This window comes from Candidatus Seongchinamella marina (genome assembly GCF_026262685.1).
GTDB lineage: Bacteria > Pseudomonadota > Gammaproteobacteria > Pseudomonadales > Halieaceae > Halioglobus > Halioglobus marinus.
Window position 1 is genome coordinate 732,584 of the sequence record NZ_SHNP01000001.1, and the last position, 23,948, is coordinate 756,531.

Consider the following 23,948-nt stretch of genomic DNA (forward strand, 5'->3'; position numbering starts at 1 on the left):
GAACACGGCCGGGCTGTTACTATTTTGAGGTTCGGCTGTTGTTTGGTGACAAGCGAGTTATTAGATGAATATAAGTCAACAAGATGCACATAACACTTCCGGACTTACATTATGGTTTAGGGCCGTCATCCTATTTTTTAGCGTCGGCGCGCAACAGGCCGCAGCGGCTAGCTGCTCAGATGAGGTTGTGCTCGATAATCAGCAAGCCATCAATAGCTTTGCAAGCAATTATGCGGGGTGTTCATCAGTCCATAACCTGATTATCGAGGAGAGTTCTCCCGGTAATATTATTTCGCTACAACCCCTCAGTCAGCTTACGCAGATAGATGGGACCTTGCGGGTCATCTACAACTCGCACCTTAAAACGCTAAAAGGCCTAGATGGAATTTCACGCATTCATGGCGCTCTGGATATCGCGTTTAATGACAGGCTGTCCTCTCTGGAGGGGCTCCAGAATGTGTCTCATGTTGGCGGATTTTTGGATATAGATTTTAGCGATTATCTTACTGATATCGACGAACTCAGCAACGTTGAGTCAGTAGGAGGCACCGTAAGACTGATTCAAATGCGCGGCCTTCATGACTGCAAAGGTATCGCGCCTTATCTGCACACTCTCCCCAGCAAAGCCGCTCAGCTTGAAAAAGTAAAAGTCGGCCTTGAAGCGGGGCTGCCAAGAAACGGTTCAGGCGCCAACTCGATTGCCGCCTGTCTCAACAGTTATGAAGGCCAAACTAATGGGCTGGCACTCAGTGGCTCTAAACCCAACGTTGTGGTGTTCATTATGGATGATGTGGGATTAGATCAACTGGCGACCTTTGGCTATGGTGGCGATGTGCCACCAGCCACCCCAACGCTTGATCAAATCGCCAGTGCAGGGGCGCGTTTTACCAACGTTTGGGCCATGCCAGAGTGCTCCCCATCGCGAGTCGCTCTGTTCACGGGGCAGTTACCTGTCATGTCTGGCACCACCGGTGCACTTGGGCCGAGTGACCTCGCTAATGCGCAGCTGAACCCCTACCAGGACACACTGCTCGATCATCTCAATGACGCAGGTTATACCAGCGCCATGGTGGGCAAGTGGCACATGGGTGGCCCCGAAAATAACGAAGCAGAGAAGACCACACCCATCGAGGCGGGTTTCGATTATTACTATGGCAACGTTCATGGCTTCCTTCGGTCTATAGACTCTACCGCAGGTGGTATTGCCTCCAAAGGAACCTACAGCTGTGGATTCGTGCCCAGCTTGGCCAGTGACCCCACTCACGGCGCTGACACCGGCGCCTGTTATTTGGCGAATGTAAATTGCACTGTTATCAGCGTATCGGGCGGTACCGCGGAGCCGGGACGCACTTGCATGGAACAAGGAGGCGTATTTGACCCTGGAGCCGAGTGCACGGCGCCCCCGCCGTCTTTTATCGATTTCGAAATGGAAAACGCCTATTACGTTGGTGATCTTGAAAAAATGAGTAAACCCGACCAAGTCGGTGCGCCTATTGAGATTGAGGAGTTTACAGCGCGCGAATACCGAACCACAGTAGAATCTAACGAAGCGATTCGTTGGATCAACGCACAGAATAGTGACCAGCCTTACTTCCTCGCCGTTAGCTATAGCGCCGCCCATACTCCACTGCAGCAAATTCCACAGACATTCGGTGCTGCGGGCATAGGGGTAACAACTAGCTCTTCTTTTGACTGCAACAATTCAATTGACCAACGATCCCTACAAAAATCGATTATCTCAGTTATGTCCGAAGAAATAGGCAGAGTACTGTTGGAGTCGGGACTGATGACCAGATCTGGCCCTGGCGATTCCCTGGAGCTTACGGCGGCAGGTGCCAAGACCTTGATTGTTATTTTCGGTGACAACGGAACGCTCGGCTACTCAGTAAACCTACCCTTCGATCCGACTCGCGCCAAAGGACAGGTCTACCAGTCAGGAGTACAAGTACCTTTAATAATAGCGGGCGCTGGAGTCAGTGACGTGGGTTTACCGCGTCACGGTTTGGCGAGCATTATTGATATCTATGGCGTGATATCAGATGCCGCAGGCTTAGACTTAGGCCTCGGTAGTTCTCCTTTCGACCCCGTCTCTATCGCTGGTAATCTAGCTCATGCGAGGACAGCTAACCAGCGCAGTCGAATAGCAGTGAATGTTGCACCCAATGTTCAGCCTAACAATGCTTTTAACCCGCCATGCGCGTTGGGTACTGCATGCTCCGTCACCCCTATCAACAAAGGCGTATGTGAGGACAACAATGGGGTGTGGTTTGGGGCCGAAGCGACAGGTGTTACAGCTGCGGGGTCACCTATCCCCTCGTCAGGATTCAACGATTGCTGGACTGTTAATCAGTTTTTACATGGCTTGGGTGAGTCGCCCTTGGCCGTGCTACCGACCGCGCAACAAGCTGCGGCGACCGAGACCTATAAATATGTTGTTACCAGCTGGGTTGATTTTGATCCGCAGAGTAATGGGCCAAAAACTGTCGAGATTGACGAGCTCTTTTTAATCAAGGATGCAAATGGCGACCCACTTATCGATCGTGAATCTTTAAATTTGCTAGCTCAGGACACATTGACAGACGATGCGAGTCTGGCACTGGAAGTACTCCGAGGGGACCTGCAACAATATCAGGCTCTGGGTAACTGGAACCCTGAGGATGGCAACCGAGATGGCGTTGTGAATACTCTCGATCTTGCGCTTGCAGAACAGGTGACGATATCCTGGGGGCTCTCCAGCTTCTACGATGTAAACCAAGATGGCCTCACCAATGCAGAGGATCTTCGGGCGATCGAGCAGGCCATTGCCAGAATACTGGGTATTCCTGTACCCACGCTCCCAACTCTGGGGCTGCTGATATTGGCATTGTCACTGGGTTTTTTGGCTTATAATAGAGGCTTTACGATATTGCAATACCGAGGCATGAAAGATGACTGATCCAAATGTTATCCAGCAATGTAGCTGCCCCTGCGGCGCTTCTACTTTTAAAGTTGTAGCGCCCCCCGTCCTGCGTTTTTACTGTCATTGCTCAATTTGCCAAAAGCTCTATCAACAGCCTTTTGCTGATGCGACAGTATTAAAGTTGAGTGATGTGATATTGCCAGAAGCGCACGAAATTCAGTTTAAAAAGTACCGCAAAATTGTCGGTATTGAGCGAGGCACCTGTTCGCAATGCTGTAAACCGGTGATGGCCATAGCCGGTTCTGGTGCCAAGGGACTCGCTTTCATAGCGGCACAAAATTACGCTGATGAGCGCATGCTACCCCCGGTAAAGATGCATATATTTTATGGTTCGCGTTGTGCAGAAGTAGAAGATGAATTACCAAAGTATAAGGGGTACTTGAGGAGTCAATTTGCGGTGCTTCGCTCTTTGTCTGCCGCAGGTGCCCAAGAATAGCTGTGCCCCTGGCAGTTTAGGCCGGCAACATAGCCTGATGACCAGGCCCACTGAAAATTAAAGCCACCCAAGTGGCCACTAACATCGACGACTTCACCGATAAAGAATAAGCCCGGGTGTTCTTTTGCCTCCATCGTCTTTGAGCTGATGGCGTCTGTATTGACGCCGCCCAAAGTCACTTCGGCTGTCCTATAGCCTTCGGTTGCTGACGGTTTAACGCACCAGCGGTTTAGTAGTAATCCAATCTCTACTAGCCGAGAGTCACTGCACTCTGCCAGCGGTGTGTCGGCCAGCTCGGGCCACCATAGCGCTTGCAGCTCACGGATCAGTGGTTTTGCCAGCTGCTGTTGCAGTCGATTTCTTAGCAAACTTTTTCCGAACGCGTGCTTTTGCTCCAATAACCAGCTACCAGCGGCCTGCCCCGGCAAAAGGTTAATACTCAGCTCCTGTCCGGGGTGCCAGTAATTAGATATTTGCAGTGCGGCGGGTCCGCTGATGCCCCTGTGAGTGAACAGGATATTTTCGAGGAAAGACTGTGTGCCACAGTGCAACTCTACTTCAACTGATAGACCTGAAAGACGCTCGCATATTGGTTTTAGCGCATCGCTGAACATGAACGGTACCAGTCCCGCGCGTCGCTCGGTCAGGGGTAAAGAAAACTGTTGGGCCAAGTCATAACCAAAGCCGCTACCGCCCAGTGTGGGAATCGACAAGGCCCCCGTTGCCACAACCAGTGAACGGCAGAAAAAGTTCTGAGCGCCATCCGAGTCGACCGTGCAGAGTTTGTAGCGGCTATCAGTCTGTGTTTCGGCTATGGCTTCAACGCGTTCTACTTCGCATTTTGATTTAATTGAAACTCCGCCCGATTCGCACTCTGCCAATAGCATGTCGAGAATATCGCGAGCTGAGTGAACGCAAAAAAGCTGTCCATGTTTGCGTTCTTCGTAGGTGATGTTATAGCGGTCTACCATGGCAATGAAATCCCACTGGGAATATTGCTTTAGCGCCGACTTACAAAAATGTGGATTTCCGGAAATAAAGTTCTCTGGTTCTACTGAATAATTGGTGAAATTACAGCGGCCACCACCGGACATCAGGATTTTTTTGCCGACCTTGTTCGCTTTTTCAAGCACCAATACGGAAAGACCGCGACTGGCCGCTACGGCGGCGCATAAAAGACCGGAAGCGCCTGCTCCAAGTACAATGACATCAACGCTTTGGTCGTCGGGCAGAGTCGGCAAGAGGTAGCCTACTTCCGTCTCTTGGAGGAAGTCGGTGACTTTCTCGACCCTGGCTTGCGCGCAGAGCGTCGACTGTCGCTGCCTGAGTCCTTGTTTTTGCTGGAGCTATGCCTGCTTTTTGCGGACTTTCTAGCTGGCTTGGCGTCACTGCCAGTACCTTTGAGGCGATGCTGAGGCTTACGCTTCTTTGCTGCAGATTGAGAAGACTTTTTTGGCGGAGAACCGGTGGAACCGGAAATCGCTATGTTGAGCTGGGCCATCTCTTGTTCAGTCAGGTTACGCCACTGGCCAACCTTTAGTTTACCGAGATGCACATTCATGATGCGCAGACGCACAAGCTGGGTTACTTCGTAATCGAGGAATTCGCACATCCGTCGGATCTGTCGGTTGAGTCCCTCGGTGAGTATGATTTTAAAGACATTTCGCCTGACAACACTGACTTTGCAAGGCTTGGTCACGGTGTCCAGTATGGGAATCCCGCCGGCCATTTTTTCGCTAAAACCTTTACCGATGCTCTTGTTAACAGTGACCAGGTATTCCTTTTCATGGGCGTTTTCCGCCCTCAGGATTTTGTTGACGATATCACCGTCACTGGTGAGCAGTATCAGTCCTTCAGACGGTTTATCCAGGCGACCAATGGGAAAGATACGCTGGTGGTGATCGATAGCGTCTACGATATTCCCTTGCACGCTCCGCTCTGTGGTGCAGGTAATTCCTACCGGTTTATTATAGGCAATATAGACGCGGTCCGATTTGCCCGGGGCGCTACCCATTATCTCCTGCCCATCAACCGTAACCACGTCACCAGACTCAACTTTGGTGCCGAGCTCGGGGCGCGTACCATTAATTTTTACGCGATTACTGGCGATAAGTTTATCGGCTTCACGGCGAGAGCAATGACCAGATTCGCTGATAAACTTGTTAAGCCGGGTGCTGTTGTTGGGGTCCACTGAACGCGCCTGTGATTCCGCTGCTGAAAAGACGCAGCATAGCATTTTTAGGCAAGCGGTAGGGCATAGGTAGCCGGGCTGAAGGTTCCTACCTATGCGTCCCCTGAGCGTTGCCAGTGCAGTACGTTTGGCGCTTAACTCAATAGGCGGCTATCCGGGCCAGCGCTAATCCCTGTGTCTTTGCCCTTGGAGTGAACTGCAGTTCTGCCTTGCATATCTGTTTTTTCAGTAATTTGGTTCAGGTGGATATCGTGCTTTAACGCTCCAGCAGGCGGGCCAGCGCATCCGTAATATGGGCGGGGTGTTCGCTGATGCTGAAGTCGATGAGTTCATGCCAGCCCGAGGCAATGTCATCAATGGATGGGTTTGTTTCAGGGTTCAGAGCGAGTCCCCGACTGCTCTCCCAGCGCATTTTTTTGAAACGACCTGCACCTGCTTCAAACAGGCTCCCACTTTCCTGACATTCCGGGTGGCATAGATACGCGACCAGCGGTGCGACCTGCTCGGCGCGTACCCGGGATCTTAAATCCTCGTTCATTTGTTTGCGATTCATGTCGGTGGCTCCCCATGGCGCCACAGTATTAGCGCTAATACCATGCTTTTCCCCCTCGATCGCTACTGTATTGCACAGGCCGTAAAGACCCATTTTGGCTGCTGCGTAGTTTGCCTGGCCAAAGTTGCCGTAAAGTCCAGCCGCAGATGAAATAAAAACAAGGCGGCCAAAGCCTTGTTCTCGAAACGTGGACCATACTGCTTTGGCCAATTGGTAGGCTGCAGTCAGATGCATTGATATAACCTGGTCCCAATCGCTTTGCTCAAGATTTCCGATACTGAAATCCCGGACCATTCCAGCACTGTGCACCACAGCGTCCAGGCGCGACGTTTTAGCCAAGGAGGCGCTGATAAGTTTGGCTCCATCCTCCAACGGCATGGGAAGATTGTGCGCGCGACCACCTTCGCTAATAATCTCCCGGGTGAGCTCTTGCCCGCTGTTATCCCGGCCAGAAGAATGAATAATCACCTCCGCGCCAGCGGCGGCCAGGCACTTGCTAAATGCGCGCCCCAGTCCTCGATTCCCGCCGGTGATCAGTACAGTTTGTTGCTCAAAATCTAGCGACATGCGTTGTTCCCTACAAGTTTGCGCTGGCCTGTTAAGCCGTTTCTGTCACAATCATAACCTGAACCCGGATAAGGCGAGTTAAAGTGAGCGATTTTATTCATTGCCAGAGCAGTGACAATGGCCTAGTCACGGTCTTGAGCTTTAGAGACGAAAAACGGAAAAATCAACTTTGTTGGGCTGCGATCGATGAGTTGGCCGACGCGCTGCAGGCCGCGCGTGAGCAAGGGAGCAGGGTCGTCATTCTGGTTTCTGATCTTTCACCGCATTGGTTTGAGCACGCCTGGTTGGAAGATTTGATTGCCGGTGTTGAGGGACGAGAGTGCACCGGTGTAGGCGACGGTTGGTTTAGGGCGTTGGCAGAGCTTTCTCATGAAGCTGTGGTCAGCATTGCCGCCATTAACGGTGACGCATCTGGTGGTGGCGCCGAACTGGCCTGGGCTTGTGACTTTCGTGTCACTGAACGACAGGCCCGCTTCGCTCAGATAGAAGTTAACGTGGGTCTGACCACTGGCATTGGCGGGTGTAGTCGATTGTCCCGTCTTATTGGTATTAGTGCCGCCACCGAAATGGTACTTACCGGGGCAGCCTTTGACGCAGTGAGACTGATGGAATTGGGCGGCGTGAATCGATTGGTGAAAAAAGGTGAGGCTTTATCCTGTGCTCGCCAGTTGGCACGGCAATTGGCGCTCAAACCCCCAGGTGCATTACAGGGTTTGAAGCGGGTCTTGCGCCGCGCAGAAAACCTGCCGCTTGAGCAGGCAATGGCATTTGAACAAGAGACGTTTCAGCAGGTCGCTGTGAGCGAAAGTGCGCTAGCGGCTATGAAAGATTGTCAGCAACAATACGATGCCGACCAGTCTGTTGCCGAAGTGCATAGTTACTAATTGCTCCGGCAAAAATATTTTGAGGCAAGGCTCTTAGCATGGTGAACAGTATTGTTTTTCAATTGCTCGATCCAGAAGTGATTGAAAATCCCTATCCCTTTTATCGTGAGTTGCTTGCGCACGCGCCCGTGTATCAAGTGCCAAATACAGAAGTCTATTTGGTGTCCTCGCCGAAATTAATTCATCAGGTATTGAAAAATCAGCAAGACTTCTCAGCTAACCTGACCGGCGTATTAATTAGTGACAGTTCGGGGCAGCCCACCCTGTTTGATTTTTCTCAGTTTGGAGGCACAGTAGATGCGATCGCCAATGCTGATGAGCCTTTTCACTCCGTTCATCGAAAGCTGGTGATGCCGCAACTGACGGCCCGTAAAGTAATGGCGATGGAGTCTCAGGTGCGGAGCTGGGCGGGCGAAGCCCTGAGTCAACTGTTGGCGCAGGGTGGCGGAGACTGCATAGGCGGGCTCGCTAACGCAATACCGGTCCTGGTTATGGCCAGACTCATGGGACTGCCGATAGCAGATCTCGACAAGTTACTTGATTGGTCCTTCAGCGGTGGCGATATTTTGGCGGGTACTGCTACCCTTGAACGTATGGTTGAGCTTGGTGCCTCCACCGCAGAGATGAGCCATTACCTGAGGGGCCATTTCCAGCGTGCGCTTCAATCAGATCCCTCGGACACAGTAGACTGCGTATTGAATGATTTGGCCCAAGGCGTCACAGAGGGTCTGATTGACGAGGAAGAGGCCGTTGCTATCGCGATAGTGCTAGTTGGTGCAGCCGGCGAGTCTACATCCAGCCTGGTTGGTAGTGCTATTCGTATTTTAGCCAGAGACCCCGACCTGCAGAGCCGGCTGCGACAGTCCCCAGAACTCATTGAAAGCTATATTGAAGAAGTTGTGCGTTTGGAGACTCCCTTCAAAGGGCATTACAGAGCTGTGCTGCATCAAACAGAGATAGCGGGCATATCTGTTCCAGCGGGAGCGAAAGTGTTTTTGCTGTGGGCTGCGGCGAATCGTGACGAGACTGTCTTCAGTAACCCTGAAATGATTGACTTGAATCGGGAAAATAAAAATGAGCATTTAGGATTTGGTCATGGCATTCATTTTTGCATCGGCGCAAGGCTGGCGCGAATGGAAACACGGATAATTCTGGAGGAGTTGTTGCAGCGAACGAAAAAATTCTCGTTACAGAGCGAGCATTCCGAAAAGCACGTCTCCAGTATTTTTGTGCGAAGGTTGCATTGCTTGGAGCTTCGAATGAGCGCTGCCTGAAGCAAAAGCAGTCAGCCGATAATACACAGCGCTCACCAGGTCTTACCGATGACGATCGCTTATACCAGTCCAAGCATCTCAACGATGCCATGACTATGCCCAGCGGTGTAGCCACCGTCGACCACCAGTGAATGGCCGGTGACATAGGATGAATCTTCCGACGCCAAAAACAGAGCTGCACTCGCAATTTCTCCCGGGCGACCGAAACGCCCCAGCTTCACCTGTTTACCAATGTCGGCTCTGAATTCAGGCATTGCGTCCATCACACTCTCAAGCATTGGTGTCTCAATAAAGCCCGGACATATGGCATTGCAGCGTATACCCAGGCGTCCATAGTCAATAGCGACGTTCTTGCTCAGCAAAACAACACCACCCTTGGATGCGTTATAGGCACTGCCGCCTTCGGTGCCATTAATGCCTTCTACGCTGGCGATGGTGATGATGCTGCCGGACCGCTGGGCCATCATTTGATCAATGACCGCCTTTATCGACAGGAAGGTCCCTTTAAGGTTGATATCGACAACCTTGTCCCAGGCGTCTTCATCAAGCATATTAATCGGGCCACCGGCGCCGACACCGGCGGCAGTGAGTAGGATGTCAATGCGACCGAATCGGGTTATCAAGTCGTCAGCTATGGCTTTTTGCGCAGCACCGTCAGTGACATCGAGTTTGTACAAGGCATTCTCGGGATCGCCCCCTACCAGAGAGCACCAGTCCTCACGATCTTGTATATCCGTGCCTATCACCACTGCACCCTCAGAGGCATAACGTTGCGCACAGGCGAGGCCGATACCGGAGGCTGCGCCGGTAATCAACGCCACTTTGTTCTGTAGTCTTGCCATGCTAGATCCTCACTTCACTAAGTCATCATTGAGTTTGACAGTTTGCATTCAATGGCACATCTGGATAATTCCTCGAGAGCCTATTTCAGCATTATGTTCGGAGATACTGAAGTTCCGTCTTTGATTCATCGTAGTGCCTTTGGGGGGTGTGAACAATATTGTTGGTCTTTGGCTGCTAAAGCACAAGGTCCTGAACCCGTACTTTCTCAGCAGAAGGATAATCGGAAGCCGCTCTGGCTGCGTACATAAATGCATAAGTAACAGATTAACGATGACATCGACGACGCCTATCGAGTGCCTAAAGTGACAGAGATATATTGGTTCCGCAGCGATCTTCGGATCAACGACAACCCTGCACTGCAATTGCATTGTGGCGTTGATAGGCTGCTTTGTGTGTTCTTCTGGCCACGCGACATCCCCTGGTGCAATCTCAAGGGGCTAGGCAGGCAGCGTGAACGGTTTCTTATCGAGAGTCTGGAGGCGCTGCGCGCCCAGCTGGCAGAGCTCGGTCAGAAGTTGCTGGTCTTCCGGGAGACTCCGGCACAAGTCCTTCCGAGCCTGGTGGATGAGTATAAGGTCACACGTATCGGGGTTGCTCGCAGCCCGGGGAGCTATGAGCGCCTTGAAGAGAAGGCCGTTGCAGCCCGCGTGTCGGTGCCATTAGTGGTGCATGAAGGTAATACCTTGTTCAGTGAGAAGGCATTGCAGTCAACGAAGCTCTCACTCAAGCAGTTTACCCCGTTCAGGCGCAGTGTGGAGCCTTTGCAGGCCTCTAATCCCGCGGGTGTGGCGGTAATGCCTCCGCCACCCCGTGGTTTGAATGCCCTGCCATTGCCCGCTGCCCGGGTTCGACCAGATCCGTCGTTTGGGGCCAGAGGAGGTGCCAAAGCTGGTGAAGCAAGGTTAAAGGTGTGGATGCATCGCGAGGGCGCGGTAACCTCGTACAAGGAAACTCGCAACCAACTCGATGGATTATTTTACTCCAGTTTTTTATCTCCATGGCTGGCCAACGGAAGCCTTGCGGTTAGCAAGTTGGCCTGGGAGCTGGATCAGTTTGAAAAGTTGCACGGGGCAAATGACTCGACACGGCACTTTTATAGCGAGCTTCTTTGGCGCGAATTTTTTTATCGGCGTGAAGTTGAGGACAGTAGTTCTTTATTTCGCGCAAAAGGAACAGCACGAGAACGCAAGCTGGTGACGTTTGATCCGCGTGGATTTGCCCGCTGGTGCGCTGGGGCGACTGACTATCCTCTTGTTAATGCGCTTATGCATCAGCTGGTAGAAAGTGGCTGGATGAGTAATCGCGGGCGACAGATTGCCGCCAGTTGCCTGGTGAATGAAATGAACGTCGATTGGCGGTTTGGTGCCGCGTTTTTCGAACAACACCTACTGGACTATGATGCCGCCAGTAACTACGGCAATTGGCAATATATTGCGGGTGTCGGTGCCGACCCTAGAGGCGGTCGCCACTTTGATCTTGTTAAGCAAACCCGTCAGTTCGATCCTGAGGGAGAGTTCACCCAACGCTGGGAAGGGTACTGCCCTAAACAACCCGAGCATATTGTTGACGCCGCAGATTGGCCATTGGAGTCCTCGTGATAGCACCTGAAGTTAAGCAGCAAACGCTCATTTTGGTACTGGGTGATCAACTGTCTCATGGCAGGGGTGCGTTGAAAAACGCATCACCCGATACCGCGTGTATTGTCATGGCAGAGGTGAAGGAGGAGGCGACCTATGTTCGTCATAACAAACATAAAATTGCTTTCATATTTTCCGCCATGCGCCATTTTCGCGATGAGTTGCGCGCGCAGGGGTTTCAGGTTTATTACTACCCCTTTGAAGAGGGTTTAAACTCGCTGCAGGGTGCGGTAGAGCTGGCGCTGAAGGCTAGTGGCTGTAGCTCGGTCAGGTGCTGCGAGCCCGGTGAGTATCGCCTCTTCAAATCCATGTCGGAATGGGCGTTCTCTGTTCCATTTGAGCGATTTGAAGACGATCGCTTTCTCTCTACCCCTGCAGAATTCGCAGCCTGGGCCGACGGGCGCAAGCAACTGCGCATGGAATACTTTTATCGAATTATGCGCAAGAAGTACGGGCTGCTGCTGGAACTTGACGGCACCGCTGCCGGTGGCAAGTGGAACTTCGATGCGGAGAATCGCAAAGGTTGGCGATCACAAAAACCCATACCCGATCGACCCAGTTTGGAATTGGATGAAATTACCACTGACGTCATCGAATTGGTGCAGCGAGAATTTGCGGAACACCCCGGTGATCTGTCTCAATTTTATTTGTCGGTCAGCGCCGAGGGTGCCGAGGCGCAACTGAGCTGGTTTATCGATCACTGCCTTGCAGATTTTGGCACTTATCAAGATGCGCTGGCAGAAGAGTCACCCTGGTTGTTTCATGGCCTGGTCTCCGCCTATTTGAATACCGGTTTGTTAGACCCGCTTGATGTTTGTAACCGCGTCGAGGCGGCATGGCGAGACGGGCGGGTACCACTTGCCGCGGCCGAGGGATTTATTCGACAGGTTCTCGGTTGGCGTGAGTATGTTCGAGGTATGTACTGGTATTACATGCCGGACTACGCCGAGCTCAATGTGCTGGGAGCAAAGCGAGCGCTCCCGGACTGGTTCTGGACGGCCGAAACTGACATGCGATGTATGCATAAAGCGCTTGCCCAGACGCTGGAGCTTGGCTATGGCCATCATATTCAACGATTGATGGTGATTGGCAATTTTGCGCTACTGGCGGGCCTCGATGTGGAGCAGGTCTGCGCCTGGTTTCTTGCGGTTTATATAGATGCCTTTGAATGGGTTGAGTTACCCAATACCTTGGGGATGGCCCTTCATGGAGACGGCGGTCTGATGGCGAGCAAGCCCTATGCCGCCTCGGGTAAGTACATTCAACGTCAGGGCGATCACTGCCGGGATTGTGTTTACGACCCCAAGAAAGTCACCGGTGAGGGCGCTTGTCCTTATAACAGCTTGTATTGGCGCTTTATTGATAAGCATCAGGCAAGACTTAAATCTAATCCACGGATGGCGCTAATCATGCGCAACTGGGAAACTCGCGAAGCCGACACCAAGGCGACCATAGTGTCGTGGGGCGATGACACTTTGCAGCGACTGGCACCTGATCAGGCTGAGGGCTAAGCATGCACTGTTTTGACCTTCCTGAATTTAATGTTGTGATTGCCGGTGGGGGCAGCATCGGCCGCGCATTGCTTGAGGAAGTGCAGCTGATTCCAGGTTTTAATCAGGCTATCGTGTTGGAGAGAAATCCGGATCCAGCGGGGAATGCATCCGCAGTGCTGCATTTGAAGATGGATGCAAAAGATCCTGATTCTATTAAAGATGCTGCAGCACAGGCGGCCCGACACGTAAATCGGGTACATCTGTTGATTAATACGGTGGGGGTTTTGCACGACGGTAAGCTACGTCCGGAAAAAAGCCTGAAAGCCATCAGCCAGGACAGTCTTTTGAATTCCTTTGCCATCAATGCCGCGTTTTTACCCTTACTGGCACAGGCATTTAGCGCCATGATGCGTCATGACGACCCTGCGATCCTTGCTTCACTATCTGCGCGGGTCGGCAGTATTGAGGACAATCACTCGGGGGGTTGGTATTCCTATCGAGCGGCTAAAGCCGCCCAGAACATGCTGTTAAGAACGTTGGCTCGGGAGTGGCGTCTTAGCCATCCCAAGGCCACGGTACTGGCGCTTCATCCCGGGACTGTGGAATCAAGACTGTCGGAGCCATTCATTTCGGCCAATTATCGCAAGCGCGTTCTCACTCCCGGTGAATGCGCGACGTCTTTGATAAAAGTGATGGCGTCACTCAATGTCAGCGACTCGGGCTCATTTCATGACTGGAAAGGGGAGGTGATCCCCTGGTGACAAAGCAGGACAGGTCAGGGTTCAGCTTACCGATAAGCGCATTTTGGGGAGGTATCCAATGGCTGTAAATCATAAACGGATCAAGGAGCTGTTGGGTGAGCGAGAGGCGTCTGCTGACAACAGCCTCAGAAACAAGGCGATGAGCAGGGCAATGGGCGCAGGCACCCCGCGCACACTTACCCCGCACGAGTGGGAACAGTGGTATGCTCAGCATGGCATTCCTGAGAGCCACATTGGTGGCGAGAATGAGAGTAAACGCAGATGGTGGCAGTTTTGGCGACCGCGAGTGGAACAGGGTAGTTAAGTTCAAACATCGCCTGCGAAGTCAGTAACAATAACAAGACAAACAGGTGTATTGATGATTAAGCAGTTGGCTGCGGTTCTGTGTGTGTTAAGCACAACCGCATGTATTGATGACGAGATGAAAATTAGCGGTTGTGAGCCCATTGGAGCGATCCATCCGGTTTGCGACATGCAGTCCCCAGAAGATATCGCCGCTCTTAATGACGGCCATCATCTACTTCTCGCTCATTTTGGTGGCATGCATAACGGTACCGGTAGCCTGGCCCTGTTCGATACCAGGAATGAGGGTATAACGCCTCTGTTCCCGCCTGCCTCGGGCGTGGTTGATATCGATGGCGCTGATTGGGGAGAGCCAGATTGTGGGCCACCACCACTCGATACATTCAGCCCTCACGGGACTCATCTTCATCAATTAGCCGATGGTCGTTGGCGTTACCTGGTAGTGAACCACGGCGGTCGTGAGTCAGTGGAGTTGTTTGAGCTGTTGGGCGACGGAAACAGTAGTGAGCTTGCCTGGCGAGGGTGTGTTCCCGCCGGTCCAGAAACCTTTATGAACGATGTTGTCGGTATGTCAAATGGCGACCTGATTTATACGCGAATGTTTCATAATTCCAGCCAATTAGAAAAGCTGCTCAGCGCGCTCGGTAAGAATACCGGCGATGTATGGCGATGGAATCGGCGCAGTGGCCTTAGACTTCTGCCGGGCACTGATGCCAACCAACCCAATGGGATTGAGATTGCTGCTGATGAGCGCCATGTGTTCGTTAACATGTATTTCACGGGCGAGCTGTGGAAGGTGGATGTAGAGACGGGTGAAGTTGTTGCAAGGGCGCCTGTGGCTAGTGGGGATAACAGTGCCTGGGGGTCCGACGGACGCCTTTGGGTGACTACGCACGACGATAGTATCCCTAATTTGCTGTCCTGCTTTATGACGCAGACGGAACCCTGCGGAGCAGGCTTTGACATTATTGCTGTGGACCCAAAAACGCTGGCTTTCGAATCGGTGTTCTCGCACAGGGGAGCGCCCATGGGTGCTGCGACGGTTGCTGTACCTCAGGCAGGGCGGGTTTACATGGGGTCTTTTGTTGGCGATCGACTGATTTCCGTACCTGATTTCGGCTCAAATTAGATAGTCATGGATATTAAGTGTGAGGCAGTTTATCCTGCGCTCGCAATGACGTTTTTTGGTTTTTAAGAGGTGAATTAATGTTGAGATCTGCACTAATTTTTGTAGTATCCGGCCTGCTGTTGGTGACTGTAGCGGCGCAAGCCCAGCAGCCGCTGAAACTCATGGCTAACACCTCACCTCCCTATGCCGACCAGAAGCTGCCAGATCGCGGCCTAGCACTGGAAATAGTTGAGCATGTATTTGCCCAGACTAGCGTCTCTCCTGAAATTTCGATAGAGAACTGGTCACGAGCGGTTGAAGGAGCAAAGTTGGGGGTTTATAACGGATTGGCGGCCGCCTGGTATTCAGATGAAAGAGCCACGGATTTGCTGTTCAGTGAGCCCTACCTCAGCAGCAAGCTCATCATTTTAAAGCGTCGCGGTGAGCCGCGTCGTTTTACCCAGCTCAGCCAGCTGTCTGGCGCTAGGCTGGGAGTGCGAGTTGACTATGCCTATGGCGTCGATCTTGCCGCGGTACCTCGCCTGACTCTGGTGCAAGAGAATCACCTCATTCAGAACTTACTCAATCTGCAAAATGGCAGGGTCGATTTTGTCATTGGCGACCGACGCACAATCATCCACCAGTTGAACGAGTACATGGGCGACAAGTTAAACCAGTTTTCCGTGACAGGCATTCAACTTGAACCTGTCGCTCGTCATGTGGCGATTAGCCGAAGCCTGTCTGGGCACGAAAAAGTCATACTGGACTTCAATAAGGCCCTGGCCGCGACTCGCGAAGACGGCAGCCATGACGCTATCGTGACGAAGTGGGACAACCGCTACAGAAACGTCGAGTAGTGTATAGCCACGCTTAGGCTGGCTGGCACTGCGGACAGTGGTACAAGCGCCTTGAGTTAATTTCGCTGTACTTGATCGGCGTGCTGCAGGAGTAACAGGGCAGGTCATCGCGTCCGAATACATAGAAGCGACGGCTGCCTCTGGCTACGCCGCGGTTTTCCAAGGTTTTGGATAAACGAGGGGTGATCGTAATGCCCCGGGTATCATAACTTCGGCGACTAATTTCCAGCGTGCTGCGCGCCAACTTTCCCAGCTGCGCGCGAGTCAATTCACAAGGCTTCTGTTTAGGATGCAAACCGGCGTGGTGAATAACCTCAGACCGCAGGTAGTTACCATTGCCTGCAAGAAAGCTTTGGTCCAGGTACAGCGCTGCCAATTCACGTCGCTCAAACCGGGGGTCTTGCAGTCTTGCAGCTATCTCTCGCCATTCGAGTGCGGGATTCATAATGTCGGGGCCAAGCTTGCGAAGAAAAGGGTGCTCCGCCAGTTCCTCAGTCGGCCAAACGCTGATGTCAGAAGCACTGTACAGCACCGCAGAGTGTGTCTCTGTTTGTAGTAAGATGCGCATCGAACGGTTGCTCTTGGGAAGCTTGTGGCCGGAACAGACTTTCCACACCCCATACAACTGATTATGGGAATAGATGCTGTAACCGTGATCGAAGTGGGTGAGCAAGGCCTTGCCACGAGTCTCGACGTCGATGACCCGGTGCCCCTTTAATTGCTTGCTAAAATGACGCAACCGCGGAAGGCCAAACCGTATGGTTTCAACCGTATTTCCAACCAGCACATTGGCAATGGTGTCTGCGGCTATTCTTATTTCTGGGCCTTCAGGCATGGCTCAACTCCGATTCATCTATAGGTAAGACGTTTGCGAGATTTTTTTGTCGCTAACGCCTGATGTCTTCTACCGCTTCTTCAAGTGCATGCTTTAACGGGGTGTATTGCATCTGCAATTCAGCCTTCGCGTAATTAGGGTCAAAAAGAAGCGAACCTGCAGCAGTCGTCTTAATCACGTCAAGCGGTATAGCAGGTCTGCGTCCTGTGGCCTTTGCCACATATTCCAGCGCGCTTGCGATGGGAAGTAGCCAGGACTCGGGAATGTTGCGAGTAGGGATGGGTACGTTGGCGATGTCGCCAATCAGGTTGAAATATTCCCTAGTGGTTGCTCTCTGGTCGCCGATGAGATACTTCTCCCCTTGGTTCCGCTGCTTTAACAGTGCGCGGGCAATGGCTTCCGCTGCGTCTTTGACGTAAACATAGGTGTATGTGGTTTCTGCTCCCACCAAAGCCGGTAAGCGCTTCTCCACTGCACGGGCAACCTCCATGGTTTGCTTGTCATCACCGGCGCCAATCACAGCGGCCAGGTAAACGATGCTAAGAGGAAGTTGCTGGCTTTCACACAGCTTTATTCCCGCCGCGTCTCCCAGGTGTTTTGAACGGCCATACTCGCTGGGGTGCTGGCCGGCAGGAGACGATTCCGTAAAAGGTAGCGTATCGGGAACACCATAAGCGAGAGGCGTGCTGACTTGAACGACTTTCTTAACCCCTGCCTTGAGACATGCCTGAAATACGTTCTCTGCGCCTTGCGTATTGACCTTGTAGAAGTGACTGCGATCACGTGCCCAGAACTCCCTGTAGCCGGCAAGGTTAATGACGCCCCATGCGCCTTCCATGGCAGCATCCAGTGTTTGCGGTTGGGTGATGTCGCCAATACAGAAACTGATATTCGGGCCCAGAGATGACAGGGTAGAGCGGTTACTGCTTGGGCGGACCAGACAGCGTATTGACACGTTGGGTTCTTGGAGGAGTCGCCTGACTAGTGCTCGACCCACGAACCCGGTGGCACCGGTGACTGTGATAAGTTTTGTCTGACGACTCATCGCGCTAATAATTCCTTGTTTGCTGGCTCATTGAGCGCCCCGGCTAATGAATGACGGGCGCCGTCATTACATCCAGTGATAGTGGCACTTCCAGTGTGTTGTCTGCCGTGCGCACTGGCTGCCCTATCATCTCGTCGTAGGCCGACTGGTGTCTTAACCTGATCGAATCAAGAGGCATCTCGCTCAGTAGCTCCCGAACTTGCTGCAAGCTGTGCCTGCGTAAAATCGACCCTGAATTTTCGGTGAGCAAATAAGAATCGTCTCCAATGGTCAGGGTGACCTGATACAGTGCTTGATCAAGCGAGTGAATGATCGCCTGCGCGTGCCGATCCAGTCGCGAGAGCTGTTCCAAACTGATTTTCATATTGAGGCCGCAGTAGTATTAACGCATTATAAAAATATACGTTGTTTTCCTTACAGCGGATTATGGCGGGCGCTACTGGGTTCTGGAGAGCAAGAATAGGGGCAGTTGGCGTTGCGTGCCCTGCTGATACCGCGCGTATTGCGGGTTGAATTTAACCAGTTTTTGCCAGACCAAAGCGCGTTCTTCTCCGTCTAGTTCACGGGCGTAAGCTTCGCCAACATAGCCCCTGAAGCTGACTCTCGGTTTTGGATTGGCTCTCAGGTTGTGAGCCCAGGCGGGGTCTCTATCTTGCCCCCAGTTTGAGCCTACCAGCACAAAATCTGCAGCGTGAGGCATACATAGAGTCGCTATTTCTCTTTGCTGCCCGGATTTTGCTCCTGTCGTTTCCAGCAATGCCACCGATTGCATCGCCGTATTCAACCAGCCTCTGGAAATGCGTAACAAAAACAGGTCCAGGGGAGGAACGATACGCTTTAGCCATTTGATGACGCTTGGTTGACTGAGCGCGCGTTCTACCAGATTGGTTTGCAGCAGTCCCATGCTCAGAAGCCATCGCCAAGGGCAGGGAGGTGTTCTTCGGCAATATCGCTGGAGGTTCCGAAGCGCCCGCATGCCTGTTCCAAGTCGTTGATGGCCGCTTGGCCAGCGACCCGGGTGAATGCTGCAACGAAGTGTGGAAGCACCATGACAGTCAAATGCCTGTGCGCTTGCGATGAGCTTAAATTCATGCCTGTTGATTCCCTGGGACAAGTAGCGCATAGCGCCGCCCTTGCTTACCCTAGTACCGTCGGTCTATGTTGAGTTTAAAGGTAATATAAACACTACGAAACCAGATGATATTTAGACTTGTATCGCAGCGATCAACCCCATCACTGAGCCATCGCTTGCGGTATATGGATGGATGAGATCGATCCGCCTCGATGGCGGCGTCTTTAGAAGGCAAAGATAATTGGCCTTACACGTAATGTGATGTTCAGGTGGAGTAGGCTGTAATGCAAAAGTCATGACAATAATGCATTGGCGCCAGCCATCATTTAACGCAGGTCTAGTTTATGAAAAATAGTGGCAAATACATTTTCTTCTTCATGGCTCTGTCCGTGATCTCATTGACCGCCTGTGAAGGTCCGGGAGATGGCAAAATAGTGGTTAGCCAGACAGCCATACAAACCAGCACCATCGTCACCAGCGGCTATGCCCCGCGCAATCCCTACCTTGCTGACTCGGTCGCTCCGATAGGTCACATCAACTCTGCTCAAAGTACCGGTGTGAGCCACGCTGGACCTTCAGGCCCCAGTGAAGCGCTCAGTATAGAGAATGGCGGGCTTACCTATACTCATCTTGGCCCTGCTCATTTTGGCTATGCAATATCGCCCGAATACGCTAATGGCAGGCGGGTAATCTGGAGTAACGGGGGAGATCGCATTTCCAAGCTGGATTACGAGAGCCTGCAAGTCATTGACGAGTTCTTCCTGGAAGACTCTCCCGTCTACGAGGCTAGTGAGGGTGCGATTACCACCGAGCAGGCCGATGCGGATATTCGCTGGCTGGACCTGCTGCCCAAGTGGCCCTATACCGGCCTTGGGACCCTGTTTACATCAGTGCCTATGGTGAAAAAGTACCTGGGTGCTGGTTTGGCTGGCGTCTACTACCTTGCCAGTTCCGATAATATCCTTTACGTGGGGGGCAAGAACTCTATTCTGGCTTATGCAGATGCTGATCCACAGGACCCGCAGTCTCGGATCGTACTTAAAAATGAGTGGGTAAAACCGCCAGAGATTACTGGCGGGTTCAATTCAATGAATATGACCTACGATGGCTGGCTGGTATCTATCACCGACGACGGTTGGGTAGTGCTGATCAGTCGTGATTTTTCAGAGTATCAGGCGATGCAACTGACGGGAGCCGAAGTTGCCCCGGCCTGGAATCAAAAAATGCTCGACATGGGAAGACGGCAGGGCTCGGCCACCTGGATACGCAACGGTCCTGCAATTGATGAATATGGCAACATTTTCGTTCCTTCCCTGCAGCACATGCACAAGATCATCTGGAATGGTGAAAAACTGTCTCGCGATGAGGCAGATGGTGCCTGGGTGGTTCCCTACAGCAATGATGGCGAAATCAATGTCACGCTGGAGGACGTACTCAATCCAGATACGGGTAAACCATACACCTTTGTGAATGTGAACTCGGGAACCGGTTCGACAGCAAGCCTAATGGGCTTTGGCAACGAGGACAAGTTTGTAGTGATCACCGATGGTGATGAAGTTATGAATATGGTTCTGTTCTGGCGGGAGGATATCCCTGACGATTGGCAACAAATCGACGGCGCTCCATCGCGTCGAATAGCCGGTATGTTGCGCGCCGACATAGGACGAGACGATGCCGAGGCGGTACAAACTGAACAGTCTGTGGTGGTCAGCGGCTACGGTGCTATGGTGGTCAACAATGCGCCCGCTAGTGTGCCTTTGAAACAGGTGCCCGCTGGCGCCTATATCGGTCTTGCTGGCCACCATCCTGACTTCACTCCCTATGGCATCCAGAAGTTCGCCTGGGATCCTGCAGCTCGCGAATTGAGAGAAGCCTGGGTCAATAAAGAGGTTTCCTCCGCAAATTCAGTACCTATTGTCTCTGCGGCAGCAAACAAGGTCTATACAGTTGGTGCGCGCGAGGGCAAATGGACTCTGGAGGCTTTGGACTGGACGAGCGGGCAGTCTGCCTTCTACTATGAGACAGGATCCAGTCGCTTTAATACGTTGTTCTCAGGCGTGATGCTGGACCAGGAAGGAAGAGCGATGCACACTACTTTTCATGGCATCGTGCGTTACGAGCGACCACCTGACTAATTCATTGATGAGGTACTGCCAGAATTCATGGCCTTCAAATTTTTTGAGAAACTGGTAGACCCTTTTCCACCGCCTGCCCCGGAACGCTCGCCGAGTTCGGTATACCGCTTCTGCCGTCACCATGCCAAGGGCCTTGAGCCCTTTTTGCTCGCGATGGCTCTGCTCAGTACCGCCATTGCGATAGTCGAGGTTTACTTGTTTGACCTGATGGGGCAGCTTGTAGACATTTTGACGTCGGAGACGCCCGAGAGTTTTTGGTCGGGGCCCGGCACTGATTTATTGTGGCTGGCACTGGCAGTGGTTATCGCCTATCCCATCCTGGTAGGTATTTCTTCGCTGCTATTGCATCAGACCCTTATGGGTAATTTCCCAATGCTTGTGCGGTGGAAGACACATCGCTATCTGCTGAGACAAAGCCTGGGTTTCTTTCAGGATGAGTTTGCCGGGAGAATTGCCACCCGGGTGATGCAGACCTCGCTGGCGGTTCGCTCCACAGTAATCAAGCTGTTAGACATTATGGTCTATGTCTCTGTGTATTTTCTGTCAGTGCTGGTGCTGCTGGGAACCATGGACTTGCGCTTGATGTTGCCCATGCTGTTCTGGCTGACCTGCTACGTTGGCCTGCTTTATGTGATAGTTCCGCGCTTGCAACGCATCTCCGAAAAACAGGCCGATGCCAGGGCAACAATGACCGGCCGTATCGCAGATAGCTATACCAATATCTCAACCGTTAAGCTTTTTTCCCATGCCAGACGCGAATCCGCTTATGCCCGAGAGGGGATGGAAGATTTTCTCGGCACAGTGCATCCGCAGATGCGCTTGGTCACCTGGATGGAAACAGGTGTCGCTATCAACAACACTTTTATGTTGGTGGCTGTCGGTTTGACAGCGATGTACCTGTGGTTTCTAGGTAGCATAACGCCGGGCGCCATCGCAGTCGGAATAGCCTTGTGCCTAAGGCTTAACGGCATTAGCGAATGGATCATGTGGGAGGTGTCTGACCTCTTCGAGAACGTGGGTACAGTGAAAGATGGTGCCGGTGCTATTTCCCGTCACATCGCCGTTGAAGATGCGCAAGACGCTGGTGCGCTCATCGCAGGTCAGGGCGCTATCCATTTTCAACAGCTCGGATTCTCTTACAGCCAGAATCGACCGGTTTTCACAGGATTGGACCTGGATATAAAGCCGGGAGAAAAGGTCGGGGTGATTGGTCGATCGGGAGCGGGTAAATCGACACTGGTCAATCTGCTATTGCGCTTTTACGATCTGGACAGCGGCAGTATAAGAGTGGATGGGCAGGACATTCGCAGCGTTACCCAAAATAGCCTGAGAGCCAGTATTGGTATGGTGACTCAGGATACTTCATTGTTGCACCGTACTGTGCGTGACAATATTCTTTACGGCCACCAGGACGCCAGTGAAGAAGAATTGATGGCGGCCATTCACAAGGCGCGGGCGTGGGATTTTATTCAGGAACTTGAGGATCAGGCGGGCGAGCATGGGCTGGATGCCAAGGTAGGTGAGCGAGGGGTAAAGTTAAGTGGAGGTCAGCGCCAGCGCATCGCCATTGCCAGGGTGATACTTAAAGATGCGCCTATACTGGTGCTTGATGAGGCGACCTCTGCGCTGGATTCAGAGGTAGAATTAGCGATACAGGAGAGCCTTTACCAGTTGATGGAGGGTAAGACCGTGATTGCCATTGCCCACCGCCTGTCTACGATTGCCGCTCTGGATCGCTTGGTGGTACTGGACGAGGGCCGCATTGTAGAGTCTGGTACGCATGCACAATTACTGGCACAGGGCGGTATTTACAAGCGTTTGTGGGATTATCAGTCGGGTGGATTTCTGGCTCCTGAATGACTGCCACCTTGAGTGGCGTCGGCGATACAATGGTGGGCGTTCAAGCCGGATCCCAAGTCATCGATGGGCGCATTCAAAGTACTGATCTACCAATATCGATAATGTCAGCACAAGCACAATACTGCGGCCCTACTTAATGCTTGGCAATAATGTCTTCGCTGAGCTTGCCGATGCCGGCAACAGGATCACGACCCAGTGTAAACAAAGGTACGATTAAACGAGAGACACCGATGTCCTCAAACGCTTTGACCGCTTCCAGACCGCCCTTATAGTCCCACATGGAAGTGATTTCTACGCTGTTGTAGTCGCGCCCAGCGTCATCGCATGCGGCCTTAAGTCGCTCCAACAGTGGAGTCAGTCCCGCAGCGTCGTTGGTAGGGGCAAACCAACCATCTCCCAGTTTTGCGATCCGCTCGAAGGCCTTGCCCTTGTGCCCGCCGATAATAATGGGAACGCCTCCCTCCTGTTTTGGTAAGGGGTAACTCTGGAATCCTGACCAGTTGATAAAATCACTCTGGTGCTCCACAACTTCGCCCGACCAGACTTTGCGCATCGCTATCAGATAATCGTCATAGCGGGCGCCGCGTCGTTCAAAAGGGACGCCCATCGCATCGAATTCCTCTTTTAGCCAGCCAATGCCTGCCCCAAGCATAAAACGGCCACCAGAGAGAACGTCCAGGCTCGCCGCCTGTTTGGCCAAAAGAAGGGGATTTGCTTGCGACAGGATATTGACACCGGTGCCCAGGCGCACTGTTTTGGTGTGAGCGGCCACGGCAGTCAGCGCAATGAGGGGGTCGAGGAAGGGGTTGTCAGAACCGCCGCCCATTTTGCCATCCTTGCTGTAAGGGTACTTCGACTCATACTCGACGGGTACCATGACATGTTCGAACGTCCACAGGGACTCGAAATCCAGGGATTCAGCGTATTGGGCGAGTCCGACCAGACTTTCCAGTGAGTCCATGCCGATATTGATGGGAATCAGGCCGAATTTCATGGTGCAGCTCCTGTGATACTGAAGAGACCGGGTGCCCCGGTAAACTAAGCGAACATCATAAAATGCCCATTGGCGAAAATAAAGCGCATGATGATTGCATGCGCTTCATGTGATGGGTGAATATACCCAGCTGGGGGGTTG

Annotated in this window: 22 protein-coding genes; 12 read left to right on the forward strand and 10 right to left on the reverse strand. The window is 52.4% G+C overall.

Going from position 1 to position 23,948, the window contains the following annotated elements:
- Nucleotides 1–64: 64 nt before the first annotated feature.
- Entirely contained in the window at nt 65–2,935 is a 2,871-nt protein-coding gene (locus tag EYC87_RS03205) for a sulfatase-like hydrolase/transferase (RefSeq protein WP_279251590.1), read from the forward strand.
- A complete protein-coding gene (locus EYC87_RS03210; RefSeq protein ID WP_279251591.1) occupies nt 2,928–3,395 on the forward strand; it encodes a GFA family protein in 468 nt (155 codons plus the stop codon). Before EYC87_RS03205 ends, EYC87_RS03210 begins: the two co-directional genes overlap by 8 nt.
- Here EYC87_RS03210 and EYC87_RS03215 read toward each other — a convergent pair.
- The 3 genes from EYC87_RS03215 to EYC87_RS03225 form a co-directional block, all read right to left on the reverse strand.
- Nucleotides 3,347–4,636, reverse strand: coding sequence for a BaiN/RdsA family NAD(P)/FAD-dependent oxidoreductase (locus tag EYC87_RS03215; RefSeq protein WP_279251592.1), 1,290 nt, complete (start codon nt 4,634–4,636; stop codon nt 3,347–3,349). The genes EYC87_RS03210 and EYC87_RS03215 overlap by 49 nt on opposite strands.
- 8 nt (nt 4,637–4,644) lie before the next feature.
- Complete coding sequence (gene rluF, locus EYC87_RS03220; RefSeq protein WP_279251593.1) at nt 4,645–5,586, reverse strand: 23S rRNA pseudouridine(2604) synthase RluF; 942 nt, start codon at nt 5,584–5,586, stop codon at nt 4,645–4,647.
- A 256-nt stretch (nt 5,587–5,842) separates the two neighbouring features.
- On the reverse strand, nt 5,843–6,706 hold the full coding sequence (locus EYC87_RS03225; protein ID WP_279251594.1) for an SDR family NAD(P)-dependent oxidoreductase: 864 nt from the start codon (nt 6,704–6,706) through the stop codon (nt 5,843–5,845).
- 83 nt (nt 6,707–6,789) lie between these two features.
- Between EYC87_RS03225 and EYC87_RS03230 the strand changes: the two genes are divergently transcribed.
- On the forward strand, nt 6,790–7,590 hold the full coding sequence (locus tag EYC87_RS03230) for an enoyl-CoA hydratase/isomerase family protein (protein WP_279251595.1): 801 nt from the start codon (nt 6,790–6,792) through the stop codon (nt 7,588–7,590).
- Between the two features lie 38 nt (nt 7,591–7,628).
- The gene (locus tag EYC87_RS03235; protein ID WP_279251596.1) at nt 7,629–8,864 is read left to right on the forward strand and encodes a cytochrome P450; all 1,236 of its coding nucleotides are present in this window, start codon (nt 7,629–7,631) and stop codon (nt 8,862–8,864) included.
- 59 nt (nt 8,865–8,923) lie between these two features.
- Here EYC87_RS03235 and EYC87_RS03240 read toward each other — a convergent pair whose 3' ends face one another.
- Entirely contained in the window at nt 8,924–9,706 is a 783-nt protein-coding gene (locus EYC87_RS03240; protein WP_279251597.1) for an SDR family NAD(P)-dependent oxidoreductase, read from the reverse strand.
- 303 nt (nt 9,707–10,009) lie between these two features.
- Between EYC87_RS03240 and EYC87_RS03245 the strand changes: the two genes are divergently transcribed.
- From EYC87_RS03245 to EYC87_RS03270, 6 genes are all read left to right on the forward strand, one after another.
- Nucleotides 10,010–11,305, forward strand: a complete 1,296-nt coding sequence (locus EYC87_RS03245; protein WP_279251598.1) for a DASH family cryptochrome — start codon at nt 10,010–10,012, stop codon at nt 11,303–11,305.
- On the forward strand, nt 11,302–12,855 hold the full coding sequence (locus tag EYC87_RS03250; RefSeq protein WP_279251599.1) for a cryptochrome/photolyase family protein: 1,554 nt from the start codon (nt 11,302–11,304) through the stop codon (nt 12,853–12,855). The genes EYC87_RS03245 and EYC87_RS03250 overlap by 4 nt, the downstream gene beginning before the upstream one ends.
- Before the next feature lie 2 nt (nt 12,856–12,857).
- Nucleotides 12,858–13,598: an SDR family NAD(P)-dependent oxidoreductase gene (locus EYC87_RS03255; protein ID WP_279251600.1), complete on the forward strand. Its 741-nt coding sequence runs from the start codon at nt 12,858–12,860 to the stop codon at nt 13,596–13,598.
- A 58-nt stretch (nt 13,599–13,656) separates the two neighbouring features.
- Complete coding sequence (locus tag EYC87_RS03260) at nt 13,657–13,902, forward strand: hypothetical protein (RefSeq protein WP_007227239.1); 246 nt, start codon at nt 13,657–13,659, stop codon at nt 13,900–13,902.
- Nucleotides 13,903–13,956: 54 nt separating this feature from the next.
- Entirely contained in the window at nt 13,957–15,030 is a 1,074-nt protein-coding gene (locus EYC87_RS03265) for a hypothetical protein (RefSeq protein ID WP_279251601.1), read from the forward strand.
- Nucleotides 15,031–15,107: 77 nt separating this feature from the next.
- Nucleotides 15,108–15,866 carry a substrate-binding periplasmic protein gene (locus EYC87_RS03270; RefSeq protein ID WP_279251602.1) on the forward strand — a complete coding sequence of 253 codons (759 nt, stop codon included), beginning with the start codon at nt 15,108–15,110 and terminating at the stop codon, nt 15,864–15,866.
- A 13-nt stretch (nt 15,867–15,879) separates the two neighbouring features.
- Here EYC87_RS03270 and nei read toward each other — a convergent pair whose 3' ends face one another.
- The 5 genes from nei to EYC87_RS03295 all read right to left on the reverse strand — a co-directional run bounded on the left by nei (nt 15,880) and on the right by EYC87_RS03295 (nt 18,838).
- A complete protein-coding gene (gene nei, locus EYC87_RS03275; RefSeq protein ID WP_279251603.1) occupies nt 15,880–16,701 on the reverse strand; it encodes an endonuclease VIII in 822 nt (273 codons plus the stop codon).
- 52 nt (nt 16,702–16,753) lie between these two features.
- Nucleotides 16,754–17,746, reverse strand: coding sequence for an NAD-dependent epimerase/dehydratase family protein (locus tag EYC87_RS03280; RefSeq protein WP_279251604.1), 993 nt, complete (start codon nt 17,744–17,746; stop codon nt 16,754–16,756).
- A 43-nt stretch (nt 17,747–17,789) separates the two neighbouring features.
- Complete coding sequence (locus EYC87_RS03285; protein ID WP_279251605.1) at nt 17,790–18,110, reverse strand: DUF6482 family protein; 321 nt, start codon at nt 18,108–18,110, stop codon at nt 17,790–17,792.
- A gap of 72 nt (nt 18,111–18,182) precedes the next feature.
- Nucleotides 18,183–18,650, reverse strand: coding sequence for a nitroreductase family deazaflavin-dependent oxidoreductase (locus tag EYC87_RS03290; protein ID WP_279251606.1), 468 nt, complete (start codon nt 18,648–18,650; stop codon nt 18,183–18,185).
- 2 nt (nt 18,651–18,652) lie between these two features.
- Nucleotides 18,653–18,838, reverse strand: a complete 186-nt coding sequence (locus EYC87_RS03295; RefSeq protein ID WP_279251607.1) for a hypothetical protein — start codon at nt 18,836–18,838, stop codon at nt 18,653–18,655.
- A 324-nt stretch (nt 18,839–19,162) separates the two neighbouring features.
- On the opposite strand from EYC87_RS03295, the gene EYC87_RS03300 reads away from it, so the two are divergent.
- The gene (locus EYC87_RS03300; RefSeq protein ID WP_279251608.1) at nt 19,163–20,953 is read left to right on the forward strand and encodes a hypothetical protein; all 1,791 of its coding nucleotides are present in this window, start codon (nt 19,163–19,165) and stop codon (nt 20,951–20,953) included.
- 27 nt (nt 20,954–20,980) lie between these two features.
- The gene (locus EYC87_RS03305; protein ID WP_279251609.1) at nt 20,981–22,813 is read left to right on the forward strand and encodes an ABC transporter ATP-binding protein; all 1,833 of its coding nucleotides are present in this window, start codon (nt 20,981–20,983) and stop codon (nt 22,811–22,813) included.
- A gap of 133 nt (nt 22,814–22,946) precedes the next feature.
- On the opposite strand, the gene EYC87_RS03310 is transcribed toward EYC87_RS03305, so the two are convergent.
- A complete protein-coding gene (locus EYC87_RS03310) occupies nt 22,947–23,807 on the reverse strand; it encodes an LLM class F420-dependent oxidoreductase (RefSeq protein WP_279251610.1) in 861 nt (286 codons plus the stop codon).
- Between the last annotated feature and the right edge of the window lie 141 nt (nt 23,808–23,948).

Excerpts from the sequence above, each read along its gene's own strand:
- EYC87_RS03205 (WP_279251590.1), top strand. The coding sequence starts at position 65 with ATGAATATAAGTCAACAAGATGCACATAACACTTCCGGACTTACATTA.
- EYC87_RS03210 (WP_279251591.1), top strand. The coding sequence starts at position 2,928 with ATGACTGATCCAAATGTTATCCAGCAATGTAGCTGCCCCTGCGGCGCT.
- EYC87_RS03225 (WP_279251594.1), bottom strand. The coding sequence starts at position 6,706 with ATGTCGCTAGATTTTGAGCAACAAACTGTACTGATCACCGGCGGGAAT.
- EYC87_RS03235 (WP_279251596.1), top strand. The coding sequence starts at position 7,629 with ATGGTGAACAGTATTGTTTTTCAATTGCTCGATCCAGAAGTGATTGAA.
- EYC87_RS03240 (WP_279251597.1), bottom strand. The coding sequence starts at position 9,706 with ATGGCAAGACTACAGAACAAAGTGGCGTTGATTACCGGCGCAGCCTCC.
- EYC87_RS03255 (WP_279251600.1), top strand. The coding sequence starts at position 12,858 with ATGCACTGTTTTGACCTTCCTGAATTTAATGTTGTGATTGCCGGTGGG.
- EYC87_RS03260 (WP_007227239.1), top strand. The coding sequence starts at position 13,657 with ATGGCTGTAAATCATAAACGGATCAAGGAGCTGTTGGGTGAGCGAGAG.
- EYC87_RS03265 (WP_279251601.1), top strand. The coding sequence starts at position 13,957 with ATGATTAAGCAGTTGGCTGCGGTTCTGTGTGTGTTAAGCACAACCGCA.
- EYC87_RS03270 (WP_279251602.1), top strand. The coding sequence starts at position 15,108 with ATGTTGAGATCTGCACTAATTTTTGTAGTATCCGGCCTGCTGTTGGTG.
- nei (WP_279251603.1), bottom strand. The coding sequence starts at position 16,701 with ATGCCTGAAGGCCCAGAAATAAGAATAGCCGCAGACACCATTGCCAAT.
- EYC87_RS03280 (WP_279251604.1), bottom strand. The coding sequence starts at position 17,746 with ATGAGTCGTCAGACAAAACTTATCACAGTCACCGGTGCCACCGGGTTC.
- EYC87_RS03285 (WP_279251605.1), bottom strand. The coding sequence starts at position 18,110 with ATGAAAATCAGTTTGGAACAGCTCTCGCGACTGGATCGGCACGCGCAG.
- EYC87_RS03290 (WP_279251606.1), bottom strand. The coding sequence starts at position 18,650 with ATGGGACTGCTGCAAACCAATCTGGTAGAACGCGCGCTCAGTCAACCA.
- EYC87_RS03295 (WP_279251607.1), bottom strand. The coding sequence starts at position 18,838 with ATGAATTTAAGCTCATCGCAAGCGCACAGGCATTTGACTGTCATGGTG.
- EYC87_RS03300 (WP_279251608.1), top strand. The coding sequence starts at position 19,163 with ATGAAAAATAGTGGCAAATACATTTTCTTCTTCATGGCTCTGTCCGTG.
- EYC87_RS03305 (WP_279251609.1), top strand. The coding sequence starts at position 20,981 with ATGGCCTTCAAATTTTTTGAGAAACTGGTAGACCCTTTTCCACCGCCT.
- EYC87_RS03310 (WP_279251610.1), bottom strand. The coding sequence starts at position 23,807 with ATGAAATTCGGCCTGATTCCCATCAATATCGGCATGGACTCACTGGAA.